Annotated in this window: 20 protein-coding genes; 7 read left to right on the top strand and 13 right to left on the bottom strand. The window is 67.5% G+C overall.

What is annotated here, in order from left to right:
* Positions 1-4 precede the first annotated feature (4 nt).
* The 10 genes from E6O51_RS06070 to E6O51_RS06025 form a co-directional block, all read right to left on the bottom strand.
* Positions 5-364 carry a hypothetical protein gene (locus E6O51_RS06070; RefSeq protein ID WP_136384085.1) on the bottom strand — a complete coding sequence of 120 codons (360 nt, stop codon included), beginning with the start codon at positions 362-364 and terminating at the stop codon, positions 5-7.
* Positions 361-1,194, bottom strand: coding sequence for a DUF3325 domain-containing protein (locus E6O51_RS06065; protein WP_136384084.1), 834 nt, complete (start codon positions 1,192-1,194; stop codon positions 361-363). The genes E6O51_RS06070 and E6O51_RS06065 overlap by 4 nt, the downstream gene beginning before the upstream one ends.
* The gene (locus E6O51_RS06060; protein ID WP_136384083.1) at positions 1,191-1,502 is read right to left on the bottom strand and encodes an iron transporter; all 312 of its coding nucleotides are present in this window, start codon (positions 1,500-1,502) and stop codon (positions 1,191-1,193) included. The genes E6O51_RS06065 and E6O51_RS06060 overlap by 4 nt, the downstream gene beginning before the upstream one ends.
* Positions 1,499-3,106: a PepSY-associated TM helix domain-containing protein gene (locus E6O51_RS06055; protein WP_136384082.1), complete on the bottom strand. Its 1,608-nt coding sequence runs from the start codon at positions 3,104-3,106 to the stop codon at positions 1,499-1,501. The genes E6O51_RS06060 and E6O51_RS06055 overlap by 4 nt, the downstream gene beginning before the upstream one ends.
* Before the next feature lie 359 nt (positions 3,107-3,465).
* Positions 3,466-6,048, bottom strand: a complete 2,583-nt coding sequence (locus tag E6O51_RS06050; protein WP_168735198.1) for a TonB-dependent siderophore receptor — start codon at positions 6,046-6,048, stop codon at positions 3,466-3,468.
* 305 nt (positions 6,049-6,353) lie between these two features.
* Complete coding sequence (locus tag E6O51_RS06045; RefSeq protein ID WP_211091338.1) at positions 6,354-7,373, bottom strand: FecR domain-containing protein; 1,020 nt, start codon at positions 7,371-7,373, stop codon at positions 6,354-6,356.
* Positions 7,374-7,378: 5 nt separating this feature from the next.
* Positions 7,379-7,933, bottom strand: a complete 555-nt coding sequence (locus E6O51_RS06040; RefSeq protein WP_136384080.1) for a sigma-70 family RNA polymerase sigma factor — start codon at positions 7,931-7,933, stop codon at positions 7,379-7,381.
* Between the two features lie 170 nt (positions 7,934-8,103).
* A complete protein-coding gene (locus E6O51_RS06035; protein WP_136384079.1) occupies positions 8,104-10,647 on the bottom strand; it encodes a response regulator in 2,544 nt (847 codons plus the stop codon).
* Between the two features lie 3 nt (positions 10,648-10,650).
* Positions 10,651-11,457 carry a 4-hydroxy-tetrahydrodipicolinate reductase gene (gene dapB, locus E6O51_RS06030; protein WP_136384078.1) on the bottom strand — a complete coding sequence of 269 codons (807 nt, stop codon included), beginning with the start codon at positions 11,455-11,457 and terminating at the stop codon, positions 10,651-10,653.
* A gap of 46 nt (positions 11,458-11,503) precedes the next feature.
* Positions 11,504-11,929 (bottom strand): outer membrane protein assembly factor BamE, encoded by a 426-nt coding sequence (locus tag E6O51_RS06025; RefSeq protein ID WP_136384077.1) that lies wholly within the window; start codon positions 11,927-11,929, stop codon positions 11,504-11,506.
* A gap of 136 nt (positions 11,930-12,065) precedes the next feature.
* Between E6O51_RS06025 and fur the strand changes: the two genes are divergently transcribed.
* Entirely contained in the window at positions 12,066-12,500 is a 435-nt protein-coding gene (fur, locus tag E6O51_RS06020) for a ferric iron uptake transcriptional regulator (RefSeq protein ID WP_136384076.1), read from the top strand.
* Between the two features lie 38 nt (positions 12,501-12,538).
* Here fur and recN read toward each other — a convergent pair whose 3' ends face one another.
* Positions 12,539-14,197, bottom strand: a complete 1,659-nt coding sequence (gene recN, locus E6O51_RS06015; protein ID WP_136384075.1) for a DNA repair protein RecN — start codon at positions 14,195-14,197, stop codon at positions 12,539-12,541.
* A 13-nt stretch (positions 14,198-14,210) separates the two neighbouring features.
* Entirely contained in the window at positions 14,211-15,095 is an 885-nt protein-coding gene (locus tag E6O51_RS06010) for an NAD kinase (RefSeq protein ID WP_136384074.1), read from the bottom strand.
* Positions 15,096-15,175: 80 nt separating this feature from the next.
* Here E6O51_RS06010 and hrcA point away from each other — a divergent pair, with 80 nt between their 5' ends.
* The 3 genes from hrcA to E6O51_RS05995 all read left to right on the top strand — a co-directional run bounded on the left by hrcA (position 15,176) and on the right by E6O51_RS05995 (position 18,445).
* Positions 15,176-16,204, top strand: a complete 1,029-nt coding sequence (hrcA, locus tag E6O51_RS06005) for a heat-inducible transcriptional repressor HrcA (protein ID WP_136384073.1) — start codon at positions 15,176-15,178, stop codon at positions 16,202-16,204.
* A gap of 33 nt (positions 16,205-16,237) precedes the next feature.
* Positions 16,238-17,323 carry a ferrochelatase gene (gene hemH / locus E6O51_RS06000; RefSeq protein ID WP_136384072.1) on the top strand — a complete coding sequence of 362 codons (1,086 nt, stop codon included), beginning with the start codon at positions 16,238-16,240 and terminating at the stop codon, positions 17,321-17,323.
* 81 nt (positions 17,324-17,404) lie between these two features.
* Positions 17,405-18,445: a hypothetical protein gene (locus E6O51_RS05995; protein ID WP_136384071.1), complete on the top strand. Its 1,041-nt coding sequence runs from the start codon at positions 17,405-17,407 to the stop codon at positions 18,443-18,445.
* A gap of 14 nt (positions 18,446-18,459) precedes the next feature.
* Here the strand turns inward: E6O51_RS05995 and E6O51_RS05990 are convergent, their stop codons facing one another.
* On the bottom strand, positions 18,460-19,824 hold the full coding sequence (locus tag E6O51_RS05990) for a protein kinase domain-containing protein (protein WP_136384070.1): 1,365 nt from the start codon (positions 19,822-19,824) through the stop codon (positions 18,460-18,462).
* 163 nt (positions 19,825-19,987) lie between these two features.
* On the opposite strand from E6O51_RS05990, the gene grpE reads away from it, so the two are divergent.
* The 3 genes from grpE to dnaJ all read left to right on the top strand — a co-directional run bounded on the left by grpE (position 19,988) and on the right by dnaJ (position 23,818).
* A complete protein-coding gene (gene grpE, locus E6O51_RS05985) occupies positions 19,988-20,563 on the top strand; it encodes a nucleotide exchange factor GrpE (protein WP_136384314.1) in 576 nt (191 codons plus the stop codon).
* 103 nt (positions 20,564-20,666) lie between these two features.
* The gene (gene dnaK, locus E6O51_RS05980; RefSeq protein ID WP_136384069.1) at positions 20,667-22,595 is read left to right on the top strand and encodes a molecular chaperone DnaK; all 1,929 of its coding nucleotides are present in this window, start codon (positions 20,667-20,669) and stop codon (positions 22,593-22,595) included.
* Between the two features lie 98 nt (positions 22,596-22,693).
* Positions 22,694-23,818, top strand: a complete 1,125-nt coding sequence (dnaJ, locus tag E6O51_RS05975) for a molecular chaperone DnaJ (protein WP_136384068.1) — start codon at positions 22,694-22,696, stop codon at positions 23,816-23,818.
* Positions 23,819-23,865: the final 47 nt, after the last annotated feature.

The raw sequence follows: 23,865 nt of genomic DNA, 5'->3' as shown, positions 1-23,865 counted from the left end.
ACGCTCATGGCGCCGTCGAGGCGAGCGCCGCTCGGGACGGTGCGGCGTCCACATCGCGCCAATCCACTTCCACCGCCTCTCCCGGCTTGTCGCCCACCAGCAGGTAGAACTCGCCCTCGGGGCGACGGAAGCGCGCCTTTCCGCTGGCATCGGCTTTGGTCGTATGCACGAGCGTTCCGTCGTAGGCGCGCACTTCGATGCGGACATGGCCCCAGGTGCCGGCCATGGCCCGGCCGGCTTGGCAACTCACCTCCGCGCCTTCGTTCCAGCAACGGCATACCGGGACGTTCGACTGGTCCGGTTTGTGCGCCATCGCCGGCAGGGCGAGCAGCCAGGCGGCGGCAAACACGCAAGAACGTCTCATGGCGTCTTCTCCCCGATGAAGCGCGCGGCGGCCGGCGAAACCCGTGCCACGTCCAGCGCGGTCTGGTTAACCTGGCCATCCTTGCCGACCACCGTCAGCCAAAGCCGATCCCGGGGTTGGAGGCCCGGTGGAATCGCCAGCGTCGCCTCGCGCTCCCAGCGTTCGCCGACCAAGCGCGTCCCGAGGGCCAACGGCGGGCGCGGCGGGCGCAGTTTCAGATAGGCGGTACGGATTTCCGCGTCGCAGGCATCGCAGAAGCGCAGCATCAGATGTTTCACCGGCACGCCGCTGGGCGTCGTCTCGGGCGCTTTCTGTTCTTCCTCCACCAGCGTGAAGGACCACGGTCCCACCTGCCCCCGTACCGCATCGGCGCGCAGCAGCGGATGCACCGGCGCCTGCCACAAAGCCCAGCCGAAACCAGCCGGCAGCACGATCAGGCCGAATACCAGCACGACATGCCGGGCCCCAACCGTGCCCGTCGATGGCCCGGCCGGCACCGGCGGAGCCGCTCGCCCGGCGCCAAGGGGTTTGCGCTGTGAGCGCCATGGCCAGTAGGCAATGGAGAACGCTACCGCCAGCGCCGCCACCGTCAGCCAGCCGAACCACAGAAAAGGCCCGAAGTTGCCGCACCAGCCCTGCACGGCCAGCGCCAGCGAGGCCACCAGCAAGGGCCAGCCGGACAGGCGGAAAACAAAACGCTCGCGCGCCGTCGCTGGCCGGTGCAGCAGCACCTTGCCTTCCCGTTCGCTCGCCAGCGCCAGTAGCGCGAGACCGCCCAGGCAAAGGAGCAGCCCAAGCGCATCCCACCAGAAAGGGAGGATCGGCATCATGCGGCACCGCCTAGCCGGAGCAGCAGCCAGCACACGCCATACACCACCGCCGTCCAGCCGATCGGCCAGACCCAGGCGCGGGTCGCGCTGCGGGTATGGAAGACCCACAGCAGGATGGCCGCATGGATGGCGAAGATCACCAGATTGGCGCCCATAGCGGCCGGCTCCACCGGCGAAACCAGCGTCAGCAGCAACTGGATCGCGGCGGCCAGCGCGTAGCCGCCCACGATCGCCGCCAGTACCCGCGAGGCCACGCTCAGACGGTAGCGGACAGGGGCACCCGAATGGTCGAGCAAGGGCAGCGTCATGCGCTCGCCTCCTGAAGCGCGAACGCTTTCGATCCGGTCTGCGTTGACCATTTGCGTCCCAGTTTCCACGCCACCGCCCCGAACAGCGCCGCCAGCGCCAGCATCGTCAGATCGACGCCCGCCAGCACCCAATCGCCATGCGGGATCGTCACGCCCAGGTGCTTGTCGGTGGTCAGCCAGTTGAGCAGCGGAATCAGCCCGAAGGCCGCCGTTGCCAGCCACAGGGTTTCCGTCCACGCCTTTCCGGTCGGACGCAGCATCGCGTAGAGCAACACCCAGGCCCAGGTCAGGAACAGCGCATGGACCTCCCAGTCGGCGCGTTCGAACATCGTCACCGGCAGCAGGCGGTTGGCCCAGAAGTAAGCCGCCACGCCCACCGGCAGGCCGACTAGCACACCGACGTTCAAGCGCTCCACCAGCCGCAGGCCGAAGGGCGGCACGCTGCCTTCCTTCTCGTGCCGGGCGCGGCGCTTGACCGCCCACAGCACCATGCCGGTGGCGATCATCGCGCACCCGAGCAGGCCGGAGAGGAAATACAGCCAGCGCAAAGGCGCACTGGCGAACCAACCATAATGTGCCGCCACCAACCACCAGCGACCTTCCCATGCAGGAGCCGCATCCAGAACATTCGGCAACAGCTCCCCCGTCTCGGCATTGAAGTGCAGTTCCCCCGCCCGGCGCTTGGCAAGGGCCTCTTCCTTGGAGAAGGGGTTCTCGACGCCCCAGTGCCGCGAGACCACGACGCTCGGCACTTCACCACCCGACTGTTTGAAGGCGACCTTGCCAATCTCGCCCTGCCCCAGCCGGCTTTCCGCCTGCTCGACGATGCGCGTGGCCGGTATGGCGGCCAGATCGACCGTCCGGGGTGGCGCAAGCACTTCGGGCGCTGCCGCCTTTTCCGCTTTGGGTGGGGATAGCAGCGGCTTGGGCATGTAGCCCTGCAGAAGCAGCCCGCTGTACAGAACCATCACGAAGAACGGCAGGGCCATCACCCCGGTCAGGTTGTGCGCGTCCAGCCACGAGCGCTGGCCTTTGCCGGCACGGAAGGTGAAGAAATCCTTGAAGATCTTCTTGTGCACGATCACGCCGGTAATCACGGCCAGCAACGCCAGCATGGTGCAAAGGGCGACGATGAGTTCGCCCTGGTTCACGTAGTGCAGCATGTAATGCATGTGAAGAAAGGTATCGCCGCCTTCCGTGGCGCGCGATACCGGCGGCAGCGGCAAGAGGCGGCCGGTGACGCCGTGCAGCCATTCCTTCCGGTCCGCCCAGGAAACCTTCAGGTCCGAGGGATAGCCCCGCAACAGGCCGCCGCACGACGTACCGCATCCGATCCGCTCTCCGTTCGCCGGCAGGGTGATGGTCCAGGCGCGGGCCGCGTCGGGCTGCCGGGCAAGGAAATCGACGGCCGTCTTGACCATCGTGGCGGCCGGAGGGTGTTGCGCTTGGGAGCGCAACGGCATCTCCGGCTGCATCCAGCGCGTGATTTCCATGTGGAAGTAGGCCGCCGAACCGGTCACGAAAACGAAGAACAACACCCAGCCGGCGACCAGTCCGGCCCAGGTGTGCAGCCAGGCCATGCTCTGGCGGAAATGCTCCTTCATGACCGCCTCTTTTCCCGGAAGGCTCGATGCCCCTCACCTCGAGCAAGACCGTATTCGATATGAAACGGATCGCTCTCGACACCAACGTACGGGTTTCCGCCACCCGCAGCCGGGGGGGCGCTTCGTTCGCGGTATTGCACGACACGGCGGATTTCGCCAGCGCGGCGAAACGCTTCCGCCCGACCTTGCTCACGCCAGGCGAGTCTTATCAACGACATATTCTGTCTCCGGCAAAGGAGGATCGACATGGCCAACTATCCATTGCGCGTTCCCGAAGCCCTGTTCGAATACTCCGGGAATGCCGGCCGACCCGTTTTTCATCGGGGCGATGCGGCCGGTCCTGTCCGGGCAATGGCAGTTCAGAACTTGCCGCGCAGGCTGACGCTGATGCTGCGCGGTTCACCCCAGCGACCGATTCCCGCACTGCCCGTCAGGTAATATTCCTTGTCGAAGACATTGTTGATATTGGCGGCCACGGACCAGATTCTGTCGATTTCATACGCGCCAAACAGGCTCCAGACGGAACGCCCGGGTTCGGTGCGATAATTCCAGTTGTCCGCGGTCTCGCTCTGGGCGGAAACGCCGCCACCCACGCGCAATCTGGCCCAGTCTCCGGAAAAGCGATAAGTGCTCCAGGCTCTGAGCAAATGCCTGGGTGTTTGCTGGCTGTAGGGTTTTCCTTGGGCATTGGTGGGCAGGTCGAAATTGTTTCTGTCCTTGACCACCTTGGTCGTGTTGTAGGTATAGCCAATACCCGCTTGCCAGCCCGGCAGCAGTTCGCCATTGACCTCGACTTCCACCCCCTCGCTGCGCCGTTCTCCGCCGTTGTAGTGGCACACGCCGCCAGTCGGATTGCCCGGGCAAGGTTCGACGTTGGCATCCGGCCAGCGTGGATCGACCTGCGCGCGCCCGGTTTCATCGATGCGGAACAGTGCCGCCGACAGGTTGAGGGCGCCGCCGTAGAGTTCGCCCTTGATGCCCAGTTCGTAGTTGGCGCCGATCACCGGGTCCAGGCTGCCGCCGGAAGCCGTGTATTGGCCAAATTGCGGATTGAAGATATCGGCATAACTGCCATAGGCCGACCATTGATCGGTCAACTCATAAACAATGCCGGCAAAAGGCGTCAGTTCGGCATCGACGTGGCGATCCTGCGTCAATACGCCGGTTTGCCAGTTCCTGACTTCGTGATCGTAATAACTCAGCCTTGCCCCCAGGATCAACTTCAATGGATCGGCCAGACTCAGACGCAGGGTGGAATAGGCGCCATACCGGGAACTATCGACTTTATCGCCGCGGCGGACTGTGTCGGGAATGGCTGGATCGGGCAGATAATCGCTGTCGTTCAGACCTTCGCGCACGTCGATGAAAGTGTTATGCCGATCCTGCCATGGATAGAACCAGTTCGTATAATTTTCGCTTTTTGTATTGAACCAGTTGGCACCGGCGACCAGTTCATGCGCCCGGCCGAACAATTCGAAATTGCCGACCACGTTGCCATCGAATGCGATGTTGGTGGTGTCGCTCGGCAGGCGATAAAGCACCTGCAAACCGTTGGACTGGCGCAACTGGTAGTTGGGCCATGTGCCGGCCGACACGTAAATGGTATGCGACTTGAACTCTACCGTGGATGTCTGATGGGTGAAATTGGCCCTGGCCTTCCAATCGTCATTGAACTGATGTTCCAGTGTGGCGAAATACTCCTTGCTTTCCTTGTCGTAGTACGTCCAGTCACGCCCCGCCGGGTTGTCTGAACGGGAAAAATTGGGCAGCGGCTTGTCGCCCTGCAGTATGGTCGCCCAGCGCCCGGTTTCCTTGTATTTCTCGTACAGGCCGCCGATCGACAGCGTGGTCCTGCTGCCCAAATCGATATCCAGCACCCCGTACAGAAGCGGGCTCTTGGAGTTGGTCAGCTTCCAGAAACGGTCACTGTCCTCGTAGGAAGCCACCAACCGTCCGCGCACGCTGCCGCTTTCGTTCAGCACGCGGCTGACGTCCCCCTCCACACGGTATTTGTCCCAGGAAGCCACGCTGAACAGCAATCCCGTCTGGTCTTGCGCCAAGGGGCGTTTGCGCTCCAGGTTGATGACCGCGCCCGGCTGACCGTTGCCGACCAGCAGGCCCGCCGCACCGCGCAGTATTTCTACTCGGTCGTAAATACCCGAACTGCCGTTGGCAATGCTGTCACCGTATTCCCCCCGTCCTGTATTCACAGGAGCACCATTGATCATGTAGTTCTCGATCTGGTAGCCCCGGGAAAAATAGGTGCTGCTGCGCCCTTCACCTTGCGGATTCCCTGTTTGCACCGAGGCGATCCCCGTCGCCTCCAGCAACACTTCATTCACCGTCGCGAGATTCTGGTCATCGATCCGCTGCCGCGTCATCACGGACACGGACTGCGGAATGTCCTTGAGCCGCTGGTTGCCCTTGGCGATGGAGGCGGCGCGCGCGGCATAGGAACCGGAACCTTCCGATACGGCATCCCGGACGCGCTCCGCCGTCACTGCCACCGGTGCCAGCACGGCCTCGCCGCGCTTATCGATCACTGGTGCCGGCCGCAGCCCGTACTTTCCGTCCGTCTGCCGGAAGGCTTCCAGGCCGGTTCCGGCGAGCAGGGCATCCAGCGCGCCCTGCACGTCGTAGGTGCCGTGCACGCCGGAGCTTTGCCTGCCTTGGGCGAGTTCGCTGGCACCGGCGAGGAAGATGCCGGCCTCGGTGGCGAACTGGGTCAGCACGGCACTGAGGGGGCCGGCCGGAATATCGTAACGGCGTGCGACGGCCTGTTCGGTGGCCGTGCCTTGCGCCCGCGCCTCGGCGGGCCAGGCAAGGGTGGCGAGCAGGCCGCCGGTCAGCGCGAGTTGCAGGGCCAGCGCAAGCGGGTGGCGGGCAAACGTGTGGGTGCGCGCCGGCTGGCGCGCGAGTCGGGTCGAACCGGTACGGCTCATGGGCTGGTCCTTGGCTGGATTGACGTTGTGAGCGTCGCCATCACCGGATTCGAACGGGCTGCCTGGACATGGCCGCAAGCGGGTCTGTGCTGGGCAAACCCGCTTGCGGCCATGGGGAACGAACACCACGAGGTGTCGCGTGGGTGGCTGGTTGATCGTCGGATGTGTTGCTCTTCCACCCGGTAAATCAATCGAGCGGGGGAAAAGCGGAACCGGCCGCAGCATTTTTCAATCGTGGGGCGCGGAAGGTTGTTCGCCGGAACGGCCGACAACAATGCCGCGGAGCCGACAGCCGGTGATATCGGCTACCGCGATGCCGCCTCGCCCTTCGCCTCGATGCTGACCCACCACGGCAGCGTGCGCTGGATGCGGATGGGCAGGGCGGATTCGAGCATGGCCAGGGTTTCGTCGGTATTGCGCAGCGGAAAGCTGCCGAAAACGCGCAGGCCGGCGACTTCGGGCGCCACGCCCAGGTGGCCGGTGCGGTAGGGGCGCAGTTCCTTCACGACCTGTTCCAACGGAATGTCCCGCGCGACCAGTACGCCCCGCGACCAGGCTTCGCGCGCCGCATCGGCGGTTTCCTGGCTGCCCAGCGTGGCGGCAAAGCGAAGCTGCCGCCCCGCCGAAACGATGGCGGCATCTCCGGCACCGGTCTGGACTTCGACAGCGCCCTGGTAAACGGCGAGGAAAGTGCTGCCGCCGTCTTCGAGGCGCACCGTGAAGCGGGTGCCCAGCGCGCGCAGGCGGCCGTGCGGTGTATCGACGACGAAGGGCCGGGCCGGATCGGGAGCGGTATCGATGAGGATTTCACCCGCCACTACCTTCAGACGGCGCAGGCCGGCCCGGTAGTCTTCGTTGATGGCGGTGACGGCACCGAGCCAGACGCGGGTGCCGTCGGCCAGCACGATTTCGCGCAGTTCGCCGGTGCCGGTGCGGTGGTCGGCCAGACCGGCGAGCACCACGCCCGGCAGCGCGGCATGGCGCCAGCCGGCCCAGCCGAGCAGGCCGGAGCCGGCGAGCACGGCGATGCCGGCGAACGCCCGGCGGCGCCGGATGACGCGGCCGTTGGCGGCCCACAGGTTGTCGGCGGTGCGCCGGGGGTCGGGGGTGGCCTGCAAGGGCGCGAAGCTGCGGGATACGGTCTCGACGTAGCCCCAGGCACGACGGTGGTCGGGACTGGCGGCCAGCCAGGACTGCCAGCGGGCCTGGTCGCCGCCGGTGGCTTCGCCGGAACGCAGCAGGGCGTACCATTCGGCCGCCGCCTCCATCGCCTCGTGCGGGGGGTCGGATTGGGCGGTATCGGGAATGGCGGAGCCGGAAATCATCCCGTTCAGGCGCGGCCACCGGCCGACAGATCATCCAGCGTCTGCCGGGCCTGCGAACGCAGGCAGCACAGCATGGCCTGGGCCACGTACTTGCGCACCATGCGGGTGGACACGCCGAGTTCCTCGGCGACTTCCTTGTCGGTCATCTGGCAGGCGGCGGCCATCAGGAAAGCCCGGGCCGCCTTGGGCGGCAGATCGAGCAGCATGGCGCCGATTTCGTGCAGGGCTTCGAGCACGATGGCCTGATGCTCGGCGGACGGTGCGTATTCCTCCGGACGGGCAGCCAGGGTATCGAGCCATGCCTGCTCGATTTCGCGCCGGTGCCACAGGTTGATGCACATGCCCTGCGCCATGGCGCGCAAATAGGCGCGCGCTTCGCCGAAGCTGTCGAATCCGCGCGAGGCCGGTTTGAGGATCAGGCGCAGGAAGGCGTCGTGTGCCAGATCGGACGCATCGGCGGCGTTGCCCAGGCGGCGGCGCAGCCAGCCGTGCAGCCAGTCGTGGTGGTCGCAGTAGAGGATTTCGACGGAAGGGGGAAACGGATAATCGGAAGCGTTCACGGGCCGGTCACCGAGCCGCACGCCGACTGCTTCGTGCGGGTGGAAATATTAATGAGAACCATTATTAATCTTCCCTCAACGCGAACCATCCCGCAACACCGGCAGGCTGAAACCACGGGCGGCGGCACTTGGCGACAGCGATCCCCGGCGCTGCGGCGCCCGATTTGCGGTCAGTTGTGCCGCAGATGCTGGCGCAGGTTGTTGGCAAGCAGGTTCAGTTCGCGGATCAGCGCGGTGACCGACTCGGCGCACGCCGGCAGGTCCTGGGCACGGGCCAGTTCCTCGACCCGGCGCGCCGCCTTCTCGGCGCGCACCGCGCCGAAGATGCCCACCGAGCCCTTGAGCGCGTGGGCCAGTTCGCACAGGCGGCCCGTGTCCCCCTCCTCGCCGGCGCGGCGCAGCGCGTCCAGGTTGCCGCCCAGGTCGCGGAAGAAGAGCTGGAGCAACTGCGCCACCGCCTCGTCGTCGCCGCCCAGCAGTTCGTAGGTATGGGCCAGGTCCGCCACCGCGTCGTCCCTGGGCGGGGCGGCGTCGGCGGGCTCCAGCAGGCTGGCGTCGGCGGCGTTGTCGTCCAGCACGGCCACCATCGCGTCGCGCCGCGCGCAGGCCCGCCGCATGGCGGCGAAAAGCTCGTCCGGGCGCACCGGCTTGGATACGTAGTCGTCCATGCCGGCCTCCAGGCAGCGCTCGCGGTCGCCTTCCATGGCATGGGCGGTCATGGCGATGATGGGAATCGACTGCCAGCGCCCCGACATCGCCCAACTGCGCCGCGCCTCGCGGGCGCGGATGGCCTGGGTGGCCTCGATACCGCCCATCACCGGCATCTGCACGTCCATCAGCACCACGTCGAACTGGCCGAGGTCGAGCGCGTCCAGCGCTTCCTCGCCGTTGCCGGCGACGGTGACGTGGTGGCCGGCACGCTCCAGCATGCGCGAGGCCACGGTCTGATTGATGGGGTTGTCCTCCACCAGCAGCACGGCGAGCGCCTCGGACGGCTCCGCCTCTTCGAGCGCGGTGCCGGTGAGGCTCGCCTGGGGATCGAAGGCGAGAAAGGCCAGCGTATCCTCAGCGGCGTTGCCGGCACGGGCGACCCGCAGCGCGTCCAGCAGGTCCGCCCAGGCAAAAGGCTTGGACAGACGGGTATTCAGACCCAGCTCGCGGCAACGCTGCTGGTCCCGGCGCAGGTTGTGGCTGTCGAGCATCAGCACGATGCGGTCCAGCCACTCGGTGTCCGTGCGGTACTGGGCGGCGAGCGCGAAACCGCCCGGCGCAGGCATGGCGGCGTCCATCAGCACGAAGTCCACCGGATCGCTGCCGTCCCGCACCGCGGCGAGCGCGGCGAGCGCCGCCTGGCCGTCGGCCGCCTCCAGCGCGCGCAGGCCGCAGCGGCCCAGGCGTTCGACGAGATGGCGGCGAAAGGCGCCGTTCACCGCCGCCACCAGCACCCGTGCGCCGCGCAGGTCGGGCACCTCGGGCGCAACGGCCTCGGCCACGGCGTCCAGGCGCGCGGTGAAGCTGAAGGTGCTGCCGTAGCCTTCCCGGCTGGAAACCTCCAATTGGCCGTTCATCAGTTCCACCAGACGGCGACAGATGGCCAGCCCCAGGCCGGTGCCGCCGTACTTGCGCGTGGTCGAGCTGTCGGCCTGGGAAAAGGCGGCGAAGATGTCTTCCTGCTTGTCGCGCGGGATGCCGATGCCGGTGTCGCGCACCGCGACCCGCAGGCACACCGAAGCCCCGCTGCGCTCGGCGAGCGACAGGGCGACCTCGATTTCGCCGGCTTCGGTGAACTTGATCGCATTGCCGACGAGGTTCAGCAGCACCTGGCGGATTCGCCCGGGGTCGCCGCGCACCACGGCGGGCACGTCACCGGCCACATGGAAGTACAACTCCAGGCCCTTGCGGTGGGCGTTCAGCGCCAGCGCGCGCACGGTCTCGGCGAGCAGGGCCTCGGGCGCGAAGTCGATGCGTTCCAGGGCGAGCTTGCCGGCCTCGATCTTGGAGAAGTCGAGGACGTCGTTGATGATGGTGAGCAGCGCCTCGGCCGAGGACTTGACCGTCTGCAGGTAGTCGCGCTGCTCGGCGTCCAGGTCCGAGTCGAGCAGCAGGTCGGTCATGCCGAGGATGCCGTTCATCGGCGTGCGTATCTCGTGGCTCATGTTGGCGAGGAAATCGCCCTTGGCACGATTGGCCGCCTCCGCCGCCTCCTTGGCCTGCAGCAGTTCGAGTTCCTTGCGCTTGCCGTCGGAGACGTCCCGCCACACCCCGGCGACGCGCTGCCAGCGGCCATCGGCGCCGCGCACGGCGGCGCGGCCGTGCACCTGCACCCACTTCCACTCGCCGTCGCGGGCGCGCACGCGGAACTCGCACTGGAAGGAGGGCAGATCGCCGCGCAGATGGCCGCGCAGCAGGGCCTGGACGGTACTGAGGTCGACCGGGTGGAGGAACGGCATCCAGTCGTCGAAGCTGGCGCCGATCTCGTCCTCGGCGTAGCCGAACAGCGCGCGCCAGTGGGCATCCAGATGCAGCGCATTGCTGGCCAGTTCCCAGTCCCACAGCCCGCTGCCGGTGTGGTGCATGGCCAGGTCGAGGCGTTCGCGCGCCTCGGCCAGTTCCGCCAGCGCCCGATCGCGCTCGGCCGCGAGCGCTTCGGCCAGCGCCCTGAACGCGGCCGGGTCCTCGGGCAGGGCCGCCGTGGCGGCCGGCGGCTCCGTCATCGGCTAGCGCAGGCCGAGCACGTCCTGCATGTCGAACAGTCCGGACCTGCGCCCGGCGAGGAAGCGCGCGGCGCGCAGCGAGCCGAGCGCGTAGGGCATGCGGCTGCCGGACTTGTGGGTGATTTCGATGCGCTCGCCGATGCCGGCGAACAGCACGGTGTGGTCCCCGACCACGTCGCCGCCGCGGATCGTGGAAAAGCCGATGGTCTCGGCCTTGCGCTCGCCGGTGACGCCTTCGCGCCCGTAGATGGCGCAGGCTTCCAGGTCGCGCCCGAGTTCGCGCGCGATCACCTCGCCCATGCGCAGCGCGGTGCCGGAGGGCGCATCCACCTTGAAGCGGTGGTGGGCCTCGATGACCTCCACGTCGTAGCCTTCGTTGAGGATGCGCGCGGCCTGTTCGAGCAGCTTGAACATCGCATTGACGCCCACCGCCATGTTGGGCGCGAACACCACCGGAATGTCCCGCGCGGCCTCGGCGATGGCCGCCTTGCCGGCGGCGTCGAAGCCGGTGGTGCCGATCACCATGGCCTTGCCCAGTTCGCGCGCCAGCGCCAGGTGGATCAGCGTGCCCTCGGGGCGGGTGAAGTCGATCAGGCAGTCGGCGGCGGCGATGGCCGCGCGCGGGTCGTCGCCGATCGCAACCCCGCTGGCGACGCCCGCCATCTCACCGGCGTCGCGGCCGACGAAGGGCGTGCCGGGACGGTCGAAGGCGGCGGCAAGCTGCGCCTCCCCGTCCTTCAGCACCGCTTCGATCAGCATCCGGCCCATGCGCCCGGACGCCCCGGCAATGGCAATACGTACTTGCGTCATCAGTCTTCCTCGGCATGCGCCGGCGCCCGCAGGTTGGACGGACGCCTCATTTCTTGGCCGGCGCCTCGATCTCGATGACCCGGCTGCGCTCGCCCTGCCCCGCCTCGACCGCGATCTGCGGGTCGCCGGCCTGGATGTCGCCTTCCACGCGGTCCAGCGTGTCACCGGCGAAGAACACCGACAGCACGCGCTGCTGGGCTTCCTCCGCACCGCCGCGCCCCGGCGCGTAGCGATAGACGTAATCCCAGCGGTCGTTGCGGAACATGTCCACCACCAGCGGCGTGCCCAGCACGAAGCGCACCTGGTCGCGCGTCATGCCGCGACGCAACTGGGAGACCATTTCCTGGTCCACGTAATTGCCTTGGCGCACGTCGATGCGGTACGGACTGATATGATCGGTGACGGTCCCGAAGGAGCAGCCGGCCAACAGGCCGAGCGCGGCAAGTGATGCCGTAAGGTGCGAAAGGCGCATGAATGGTGTCTTGGCTGGCGCGCCGAAACGGCGCATCGTTCTCAGGTCAGGGCAAAAAATATATCATATGCGGGTCGGGCCACCGAGCCTCAAGCAGCGCCTCCGTGCCGATTCCTGCCATCTTCCCCAGGCGATCATGTCCGAAAACTCCCAGAACCTGAAGAATATCGGCCTCAAGGCGACCTACCCGCGCCTGAAGATCCTCGATCTGTTCCAGACATCGGAGCAGCGTCACCTGACGGCCGAAGACGTCTATCGCCTGCTGATGGGTGAAGGCATGGATATCGGCCTGGCCACGGTCTACCGTGTCCTCACCCAGTTCGAACAGGCCGGGCTCCTCGAACGCCACTACTTCGAATCCGGCAAGGCGGTGTTCGAGTTGCACGAAGGCGGCCACCACGACCACCTCGTGTGCCTGCAGTGCGGCAAGGTCGAGGAATTCTACGACCCCGAGATCGAACGCCGGCAGAACGCGGTGGCCGAGGAGCGCGGCTTCAAGATGAAGGACCACGCGCTCTACCTGTACGCCGACTGCATCAGGAAGGACTGCCCCAACCGCGGCAGGGAATAGGCGCCGGGCACCCGCGAGCGCGTGCCGCGCCGCGGAACTCACCCCTGCCCGAGCATCTCCGCCGCGTGCCGGCGGGTGGTATCGGTGATGTTCACCCCGCCCAGCATGCGGGCGATCTCCTCCACCCGGCCTTCACCGTCCAGCACCGAAACCCGGCTCAGTACCTCGCCGTCGCGCTCGGCCTTGGCGATGTTCCACTGCCAGTCCGCGCACGCCGCCACCTGCGGCAGATGGGTCACGCACAACACCTGGCGCTCGCGCCCGAGGCGGTGGAGCAGCTTGCCGACGATTTCCGCCACGCCGCCGCCGATGCCCACGTCCACCTCGTCGAAGATCAGCGTGGGGGTGGCCGAAGCGCGGCTGGCCATGACCTGGATGGCCAGGCCGATGCGCGACAGTTCGCCGCCCGAAGCCACCTTGGCGAGCGAACGCACGGGCTGGCTGGGATTGGCGGCGACCAGGAACTCCACCTCCTCGTCGCCATGCACCGAGCCGCCGGCGACTGGCACCAGCGCGACCTCGAACCTGCCGCCGGCCATGGCCAGGGTCTGCATCGCCTCGGTGACTTCGGCCGACAGCGCCTCCGCGGCCGGCCGGCGCGCCGCCGACAGGCGGGCCGCGGCGACCTCGTAGGCCTTGCGCGCGGCGGTTTCCCGCTCGGCCAGGCGGGCCGGATCGGCGCTGGCGGTGAGCGCCTCCAGGCGGGCACGCCAGTCGTCCAGCAGACCGGGGAGTTCCTCCGGCGTCGCCCGGTGCTTGCGGGCGAGGTCGGTGACCGCGCCGATGCGGGCCTCCACTTCGGCCAGGCGTTCCGGGTCCAGGTCCAGCCGGTCGCGGTAGCGGCGCAGCGCGTGCAGGGCCTCGTCGGCCTGGATGGCGGCATCGGCCAGCAGGCCGCGCACCTCGTCCAGGCCCGGGTCGATGCCGGCCATCTCGCCGACGCGGCTGCCCAGGCGGGCGAGCAACGGAGCGGCCGCCAGATCGCTGTCGCCCAGCGCGGCGAGCACTTCGTCGGCGCCGGCCATCAGCCCGGCGGCGTGGGCGAGGCGGGAATGCTCCTGGTTCAGTTCGGCCCATTGGGCCGGATCGAAGGCCAGTTCCTCCAGCTCCCGCACCTGCCAGGCCAGCAGTTCGCGTTCGCGGGCGGAGGCCGCAGTGTCCGCTTCAGCGCGTTGGCGCTGCTCCGCCGCCTGCCGCCAGGCGCGGTGGTGTACGGCCACCTCGGCGGCCAGCGCGCCGGCACCGGCCTGGGTATCGAGCAGGCCACGCTGGGCGTCGGCGCGCAGCAAGGCATGGTGGGCATGCTGGCCATGGATGTCGCACAGCCATTCGCCGGCCTCGCGCAACTGGGCCAGCGTGACCGGCGTGCCGTTGAGCCAGGCGCGCGAACGTCCGCCGGCTTCGACCACGCGGCGCAGGATGAGGACGTCGTCCTCGATCTCCAGCGCCTGCTCCGCAAGCCAGGCGGCCAGGCCGGCGTCGACCGGCAGGTCGAACTCGGCACTGACCTCCGCCCGCTCGCGGCCGTTGCGCACGGCCGTGGCGTCGGCACGGTCGCCCAGCGCGAGGCCGAGGGCGTCGAGCAGGATGGACTTGCCGGCGCCGGTCTCGCCGGTGAGGGCACCGAAACCGGCTCCGAAGTCGAGCTCGAGCCGGTCGACGATGACGAAGTCGCGGATGGTCAGGCGGCGCAGCATGGCGGAAAGGTTCTCAGGAATGGCGCGGAATGGCGCTCCAGTGCAGCTTCTCGCGCAGCATGGCGAAGTAGCTGTAGCCCTCCGGGTGCAGCAGGCGCACCTGCAGGGCGGAACGGGTGATGCGCACGCAGTCGCCGGCGCGCGCGTCGAAGCGGGCCTGGCCGTCGAAATGCACGCGCGCGTCGTGGGGCGGCAGCAGGTTGATGTCGATGCGGCAGGAGTCCGGCAGGGTCACCGGGCGGGCGGTCAGCGCGTGGGGGCACAGGGGGACGATGGCGATGCCGCCCACGCTCGGATGCAGGATGGGGCCGTTGGACGACAGGGCGTAGGCGGTGGAGCCGGTGGGCGTGCACACGATCATGCCGTCCGAGCGCTGGGTGTAGACGAATTCGCCGTCGATGGCGACGTCGAACTCGATCATGCGCCCCAGGTCGCCCTTGTTCACCACCACGTCGTTGAGCGCCAGGGTCTGGAACACGCGCTGGCCGCCGCGCAGCACCTCGGCGTCGAGCATGGAGCGCGACTCGGCGGTATAGCGCCCGTCGAGGATCTCACCGATGCGCTCCAGGGCGTCATCGCGCGCGACGTCGGTGAGAAAGCCGAGCCGGCCCTGGTTGACGCCCACCAGCGGCACCTCGTGCTCGGCCAGGCGGCGCGCGGTGTTGAGCATGGTGCCGTCGCCGCCGAGCACCACCGCCAGGTCGGCGCGGGCGCCGACCTCGTCGTAGGTGGCGGGCGGGAAGCCGCTGCCCGCGCCGATGGAACTCGCCGTGCCCTGCTCGATCAACACCGACAGCCCGCGGCCGCGCAGGAACTCGGCCAGGCGCAGCACGGATTCGGCCACGTCGGGGCTCTGGTACTTGCCGATCAGGGCGACGGTCTGGAAGCGCTGTGTCATGGAACGCGATTAAACCACATCCGTCCCGCCGCTTGGCAGCGCTGCAGCGAGCAACGATCCGCGCTATATTTGCCTCCGCCATGAACACGCTCGACGCCCGCTCGCAGATCCTCCTCAAGACGCTGATCGAACGCTACATCGCCGAAGGCCAGCCGGTCGGCTCGCGGGCGCTGTCGCGCTATTCCGGCCTTGAACTGTCGCCGGCCACGGTGCGCAACGTGATGAGCGACCTGGAGGAGGCGGGCTTCATCGCCAGCCCGCACACCTCCGCCGGACGCGTGCCCACCGCCCGCGGCTACCGCTTCTTCGTGGACTCGCTGCTCACCGTGCAGCCGCTCGACAGGACCCGCATCAGCGAACTGCGCGGCCAGTTGCTGCCCGACCAGCCGCAGCGCCTGATCAGTTCGGCCTCGCACCTGCTCTCCGACCTCACCCAGTTCGCCGGCGTGGTCGTGGTGCCGCGCCGCGAGGCGGTGCGCATCCGCCAGATCGAGTTCATCAGCCTGTCCGAAACGCGCATCCTGCTCATCATCGTCACCACCGCGGGCGACGTGCAGAACCGCATCCTGCTCACCCGCCGGCCCTACAGCACGAACGAACTCGCCAGCGCCGCCAGCTATCTCAACGAACACTTCGCCGGTCTGGCCTTCGCCGAGATCCGCGGCCGGGTGCAGGAGGAACTCAAGCAGTTGCGCAGCGACATGAGCGAGCTGATGGCCGCCGCGGTCGAGGCGGGCTCCGAGGCCACCCGGGACAGCGCGGGCAGCTACGTGATCTCGGGCGAAACCAATCTGCTCGACGTGGAGGAGCTGTCGTCCAACATGGCGCGCCTGCGCGAGCTGTTCAAGCTGTTCGAAAAGCGCACCGGCCTGCTCCAGTTGCTGGACCTCTCCAACCGCGCCGAGGGCGTACAGATCTTCATCGGCGGCGAATCCGGCCTGGCCCAGCTCGACGGCTGCAGCGTGGTCACCGCGCCCTACGAGGTGGACGGCCAGGTGGTCGGCTCGGTGGGCGTCATCGGCCCCACCCGCATGGCCTACGACCGGGTGATCCCCATCGTGGACATCACCGCCCGCCTGCTCTCCAACGCGCTCTCGGCGCGCGACTGATTCTCCGTACAGTTCCCCATCGCAAGGACCCCCATGGCCCGCTACCGGCCCGAACCGCCCGCCGTCGAGGGCAATGTGCCCCGCACTGCCGTGCTGCTGGCAAACCTCGGCACCCCGACCGCGCCCACCGCCGCCGCGCTGCGTCCCTATCTGCGCCAGTTCCTGTCCGATCCGCGCGTGGTGGAAATACCGCGCGCCCTGTGGTGGCCCATCCTCAACGGCTTCATCCTCACCACCCGACCGCGGAAATCGGCGGAGAAGTACGCCAGCGTCTGGCTGCCGGAGGGCTCGCCCCTCAAGGTACACACCGAACGCCAGGCCAGGCTGCTGACCGGCTACCTCGGGCACGCGGGCCTCGCCGGCCTCCACGTGGATTGGGCGATGCGCTACGGCGAGCCGTCCATCCCCGCCGTGCTGGAACGGCTGCGCGCGGCCGGCTGCACCCGCATCCTGGTGATGCCGCTGTACCCCCAATACGCCGCCAGCACCACCGCCAGCGTCATGGACGAGGTGGCGCACTGCCTGCCGCAGTGGCGCAACCTGCCGGAGATTCGCTACGTACGCAGCTTCCACGACGATCCGGGCTACATCGCCGCCCTGGCTCGCAGCGTGGGGGAGCACTGGGTGAAACACGGCCGCGGCGACAAGCTGGTGCTGAGCTTCCACGGCATCCCCCGGCGCGCGGCCGAACTGGGCGACCCCTATCCGCAGGAGTGCCGGCGCACCGCCGATCTGCTGGCCGCCGAACTCGGGCTTCCGGCCGACCAGGTGCTGCTCACTTTCCAGTCCCGCTTCGGCCGCGCCGAATGGCTGCAGCCCTATACCCAGCCCACGCTGGAAGCGCTGGCGGCCAAGGGCCTGCAGCGCGTGGACGTGATGTGCCCCGGCTTCGTGGCGGACTGCCTGGAGACCCTGGAGGAGATCGCCATGGAATGCCGCACCGCCTTCATCGGCGCCGGCGGCCGGCAGTTCGAGTACATCCCCTGCCTGAACGAGAACCATCCCTGGATCGATGCCCTGAGCCGCATCGTCCGTGCGCACCTGGGCAACTGGCTGGAAGCGCCCCTGTCCGATACCCCAGAACGCAGGACAGCGGTCGCCGCTACGCGCGGCGGCTGAACCCGCCCGCGGCCCGCTCAAGTTCTTCCGCCGCCGGCCGTTAATACCTTCGGGCCGTTTCAACTTCCGGGGGACACGGGCATGAAGATCGCCGCAGCAGACATCCAGATGCAGTCCTCGCATCTGTCGATGACCCATTCCCAGTCTTCCGAGCGCCTGAACATGTGGGTGGGCGAGCGCCCCGCCGAGCGCCGGAGCAATCCGCTGCAGACGGCACTGGCGTCCGCCGCCAGCCAGGTCAGCCTGTCCCCGGATGCCCTGGCCGCGCAGGAGGCGGACGCCGCGCGCACCGCCGACGACGAGCAGGATGCGCTGGACCCGAGCCTGCGCGTGCTGGTACGGATGCTCGAATTCCTCACCGGCCGCCCGGTGCGCCTGTTCCAGGCGGACGAATTGCCCCGCGCAGCCGGCGCCAACACGTCGTCCGCAAATGCGCAGACGAGCGCCGGCTTCGGCATCGAGTACGACTACAGCGCCACCCACGCCGAGTTCGAGCAGGTCGCCTTCCAGGCCGCCGGCACAGTGCGTACCGCGGACGGGAAGGAGATCCGCTTCGAGCTGGGCTTCGAGATGCAGCGCAGCTACGTGGAATCGACCAGTTTCAGCCTCCGCGCCGGCGACGCCCAGCGGCGGCTGCAGGACCCGCTGGTGTTCGACTTCGGCGGCCCTGCCGGCGCCCTGTCCGATCTGCGCTTCGAGTTCGATCTGGATGCCGACGGCCGCACGGACGACGTGCCGCTGCTCGACGGCGGGCGCGGCTTCCTCGCCTTCGACCGTAACGGCAACGGCCTCATCGATGATGGCAACGAGTTGTTCGGGCCCACGAGCGGCGACGGCTTCGCCGAACTGGCGGCGCTGGACGACGACGGCAACGGCTGGATAGACGAGGCGGATGCCGCTTTCGCCCGCCTGCACGTATGGCGGCCCGCAGCCGACGGCTCCGGCAGCCTGCAGACCCTCGCCGAAGCGGGCGTGGGCGCGCTCTACCTGGGCCGCGTGGCCACGCCCTTCGACATCCGCGGCGCGGCCAACGACACGCTGGGAGTGATGCGCTCGTCGGGCATCTATCTGAACGAGGACGGCAGCGCCGGCACGCTCAGCCAGATCGACCTGAGCGTCTGAAACGGGAAGACCGTTCAGTCCTCGACCAGTTGCAGGTCCAGCCCGCCGGTGGCGGTGTAGTTTCCGCGCGTGGCCGGCTCGGCCCCTTCCGCCAGCCGCCTGGCCAGCTCACCCAGGCGCTGCACCGCGACGGTGGACAACTGGTTGCGGAACAGCTCGCGCACTTCGTCGGTCGCCAGTGCGAGCGCCGCGGGGTTGATTTCCAGGTAGGTGCAGGGCTTGGTGGCGACCGCGCTCAGTTGCTGGCGGTGATCGCGCTGGTCCATCCACGCGGTTTCGCCGAAGACCTCGCCCGGCCCCAGCGTGGTCAGCTTGCGGTCCTTCACCGACAGTTCGATCTCGCCTTCCAGCAAAAGGCCGAAGCGCTGGTCCGCGTCGCCCTCGCGCATCAGCGTGGTGAATTCGTCCACCTTGCGCCAGGCGCAGATGCGCAGCACCTCCCACACCTCGATGTCGTCGAACTCGGTAAAGAAAACCTGCCGGCGCAGCATGGAGAAGCGGCTGGTGTCCGGCGGCACGTACTTGTCGTCGAGAATCTTGTAGCGCACCGCGGACAGATCCTTGGCGAACTCGGCACCGTTCTTGTAGCGCGAGTACAGGTCCTTCTCCAGCGCCTTGCGGATCACCGCGTCCATCTGCTCGGGCACATCCGGGTTGATCTGCGACACCGAGGGCGGGTCGGCGTTGATGATCTTGTAGATCAACTGGGCCGGGTTGCCGGCACGGAAGGGCAGGCGCCCGGTGAGCATGTGGAAGAGGACCACGCCGAGGGAATAGAGGTCGGTCTTCTGGTTGAGGGGGTAGTTCTTGATCTGCTCCGGGCTCATGTAGGCCGGCGAGCCCACGCCCATGATGAAGGTCGAGTCGGTATCGACCTTCTTGTCCACGTTCAGCGCCAGGCCGAAGTCGGTGATCTTCACGTTATCGTGCTCGTCCACCAGGATGTTGGCCGGCTTGATGTCCCGGTGCACGATGCCGTTGCGGTAGGCGTAGTCCAGCGCCATGCAGCACTTGAAGACGATGCTGATGGTGCGATGCACGGGCAGCAGGCGTTCGAAGGAGCAGAAGCGTTCCAGCGACCAGCCGGGGAAATACTCCATGACCACGAAGGCCTGCTCGGGCTCGATCACCGCCTCGAAGATGCGGATGATGTTCGGATGGTCGAGGCGGGAGGCGACCGCCTTCTCCGCCTTCAGCAGCTTGACCAGGCGGCGGTTCCACTTGGCCTCGTCCTTCGCCTTATCGGCGAACTGCACGTGCTTGAGCGCCACCGGCTCCGGATAGGCGGGGTTCTCCGCGAGATAGACGATGGCCGTCGCGCCGCGCCCGATTTCGCGAACGATGCGGTACTTCCCTATGTTCTGCGGAACGTTGCTCATGTGCGGCGCAGGCTCGTCACCCCGAATCTAATCCATTTTGGCACGAGCGGGCCGGATCGTGCCAACTGGTGGCGGAAATCGAAAAAAAGCCGCGCCGCCCTCTTGAAATACCGCCCCTCGCCCCAAGCTTGCGTTCCATCGTGAGCAAAGGGAGTCGATGACGATGCAGGAGCAGAACAAGGTGCCGCAATCCGGTGAAACCCTCGAAAACCATTCCGATGCCGCGGCACAGACGGCGGCGGAGGGCGCAGCCGGCACGCCGGAGGGCCGCACCGACACCTTGCCGAGCCTGGAGGAGAGCCTGCGCCAGGCCGAACTGAAGGCCGCCGAACACCACGACGCCTGGCTGCGTGCCAAGGCCGAGACCGAGAACGTGCGCCGCCGCGCGCAGGAGGACATCGCCAAGGCCTCCAAGTTCGCCGCCGAAAAGTTCGCCGGTGCGATACTGCCGGTCAAGGACAGCCTCGAAGCCGCGCTCGCCACCGAGAACCAGACGCTGGAGAAGCTGCGCGAAGGGGTTGAACTCACCCTCAAGCAACTGGCCGGCGCCTTCGAAAGCGCCAGCCTGACCGAGGAGAACCCGCTCGGGCAGAAATTCGACCCGAACAAGCACCAGGCCATCGGCGCCCTCGAATCGGATGCCGAGCCGAACACCGTGATCAACGTGCTGCAGAAGGGCTACCTGCTGCACGAACGCGTGCTGCGCCCGGCGCTGGTCATGGTGGCCAAGGCCCAGTAACGGCGCCGCACCGGGCTTGAAAGCCCGCGGGCGCACCCCATATTCGGAACAAGTCGGCCGCCGCCGCGGCCGCCAACATCCAGGAACCTGAAGGACATCAGACATGGGCAAGATCATCGGCATCGACCTCGGCACCACCAATAGCTGCGTTTCCGTGATGGAAGGCGGCAAGCCGAAGGTCATCGAGAATTCCGAAGGTGCTCGCACCACCCCGTCGGTGGTCGCCTACACCGACGACAGCGAAATCCTGGTCGGCGCACCGGCCAAGCGCCAGGCGGTCACCAACGCCAGGAACACCCTGTTCGCGGTCAAGCGCCTGATCGGCCGCCGCTTCGAAGAGAAGGAAGTGCAGAAGGACATCGACCTGATGCCCTACACTATCGCCAAGGCCGACAACGGCGACGCCTGGGTGGAAGTGCGCGGCAAGAAGATCGCGCCGCCGCAGGTCTCCGCCGAAGTGCTGCGCAAGATGAAGAAGACCGCCGAGGACTACCTCGGCGAGGAAGTCACCGAGGCGGTCATCACCGTGCCGGCCTACTTCAACGATTCGCAGCGCCAGGCCACCAAGGACGCCGGCCGCATCGCCGGCCTGGAAGTCAAGCGCATCATCAACGAGCCGACCGCGGCCGCGCTCGCCTTCGGCATGGACAAGAAGCCGGGCGATTCCAAGATCGCGGTGTATGACCTGGGCGGCGGCACCTTCGACATCTCCATCATCGAGATCGCCGACATCGACGGCGAGCACCAGTTCGAAGTGCTGGCCACCAACGGCGACACCTTCCTCGGCGGCGAGGACTTCGACCAGCGCCTGATCGACTACATCGTCACCGAGTTCAAGAAGGAACAGGGCGTCGACCTGAAGAACGACGTGCTCGCGCTGCAACGCCTGAAGGAAGCGGCCGAGAAGGCCAAGATCGAGCTCTCCTCCAGCCAGCAGACCGAGGTCAACCTGCCCTACATCACCGCGGATGCCACCGGTCCGAAGCACCTGGCGATCAAGATCACCCGCGCCAAGTTCGAATCCCTGGTGGAAGACCTGATCGAGCGCTCCATCGAGCCCTGCCGCATCGCGCTCAAGGACGCCGGCGTCAAGGTCTCCGACATCGACGACGTGATCCTGGTGGGCGGCCAGACCCGCATGCCCAAGGTGCAGGAGAAGGTGAAGGAGTTTTTCGGCAAGGAGCCGCGCAAGGACGTGAACCCGGACGAGGCCGTGGCCGTGGGCGCCTCCATCCAGGGCGGCGTGCTGCAGGGCGAGGTCAAGGACGTGCTGCTGCTCGACGTCACCCCGCTGTCGCTGGGCATCGAGACCCTGGGCGGCGTGATGACCAAGCTGATCCAGAAGAACACCACCATCCCGACCAAGGCCAGCCAGGTGTTCTCCACCGCCGACGACAACCAGAGCGCCGTGACCATCCACGTGCTGCAGGGCGAGCGCGAAATGGCCAGCGGCAACAAGAGCCTGGGCCAGTTCAACCTGTCCGACATCCCGCCGGCGCCGCGCGGCATGCCGCAGATCGAAGTCACCTTCGACATCGACGCCAACGGCATCCTGCACGTGTCGGCCAAGGACAAGGCCACCGGCAAGGAAAACAAGATCAAGATCCAGGCCAACTCCGGCCTGTCGGACTCCGAGATCGAACGCATGGTGCAGGACGCCGCCGCCCACGCCGAGGAAGACAAGAAGGCGCACGAACTGGTGGATGCGCGCAACCAGCTCGACGGGCTGATCCACTCGGTGAAGAAGGCGATCTCCGAGCACGGCGACCAGCTCGACGCCGGCGAGAAGTCCTCCATCGAAGCCGCCATCAAGGAGGCCGAAGAGGCGCTCAAGAGCAACGACAAGGACACCATCGACGCCAAGAGCGAAGCGCTCGCCAAGGCCAGCCAGAAACTGGGCGAGAAGATGTACGCCCAGGCGCAGGCCGAAGCCGGCGCTGCCCAGGCGGGCGGCGCGGAAGCGGCAGGCGGCAAGACGGCCGATGCCGACGTGGTGGATGCCGAGTTCACCGAGGTCAAGGACGACAAGTAAGCGCCCCGCCGGGCGGCAACCCGCTGGCCGAACCCCTGCCGGAGCGCCCCTCCGGCGCGGGTTCGGCCTTTGCATGAATTCAGCCTGAACGAGCCACCATGTCCAAACGGGATTACTACGAGGTCCTCGGCGTCAACCGGGATGCCGGCGACGACGAGATCAAGAAGGCCTACCGCAAGCTGGCCATGAAGTACCACCCGGACCGCAATCCGGACAACAAGGACGCCGAGGAGAAGTTCAAGGAGGCCAAGGAGGCCTACGAGATCCTCTCCGACGAGCAGAAGAAGGCCGCCTACGACCGCTACGGCCACGCCGGCGTCGACCCGTCCATGGGGGCGGGCCCGGGCGGCGCGGGCTTCGAGGGCTTTTCGGACGCCTTCGGCGGCATCTTCGACGAAATCTTCGGCGGCGGACGCGGCGGCGGGCGCTCCAACGTCTATCGCGGCGCCGACCTGCGCTACAACCTGGAAATCTCGCTGGAAGAGGCCGCCCGCGGCGCCGAAAAGACCATCCGCATCCCCACCGTGGAAGAATGCGAGACCTGCCACGGCAGTGGCGCCAAGCCCGGCACCCAGCCCAAGACCTGCCCCACCTGCGGTGGCGCGGGCCAGGTGCGCATCCAGCAGGGCTTCTTCTCCATCCAGCAGACCTGCCCCAAGTGCCACGGCAGCGGCCGCATCATCCCCGACCCCTGCACCGCCTGCCACGGCGCCGGCCGGGTGAAGAAGCAGAAGACGCTGGAAGTGAAGATTCCCGCCGGCATCGACGAAGGCATGCGCCTGCGCCACGCCGGCCACGGCGAACCGGGCGTCAACGGCGGCCCGCCGGGCGACCTGTACGTGGAAATCCACATCCGCCGGCACCCCGTGTTCGAACGCGACCACGACGACCTGCACTGCGAGATGCCGATCAGCTTCACCACTGCGGCGCTCGGCGGCGAGATCGAGATTCCCACGCTGGACGGTGTGGCGCGGCTGAAGATCCCGGCCGAGACCCAGACCGGCAAGGTCTTCCGCCTGCGCGGCAAGGGCATCAAGAACGTGCGTTCGCACACCCACGGCGACCTGCTGTGCCACGTGCTGATCGAGACCCCGGTGGACCTCACCGAGCGCCAGCGCGATCTGCTGCGCGAGTTCGAGGAACTGTCGCGTTCGGACGCCGACCGGCACAACCCGAAGGCCAAGTCGTGGATGGACAAGGTGCGCGAGTTCTTCACGCCCTGACCCGGGGCGTCACCGACCGGTCCCCGTGGGCCGGCGCTTCCGCATCC

It is taken from the genome of Pseudothauera rhizosphaerae (assembly GCF_004801305.1).
Classification (GTDB): domain Bacteria; phylum Pseudomonadota; class Gammaproteobacteria; order Burkholderiales; family Rhodocyclaceae; genus Pseudothauera; species Pseudothauera rhizosphaerae.
This window is presented reverse-complemented; position numbering and strand designations above follow the sequence as displayed.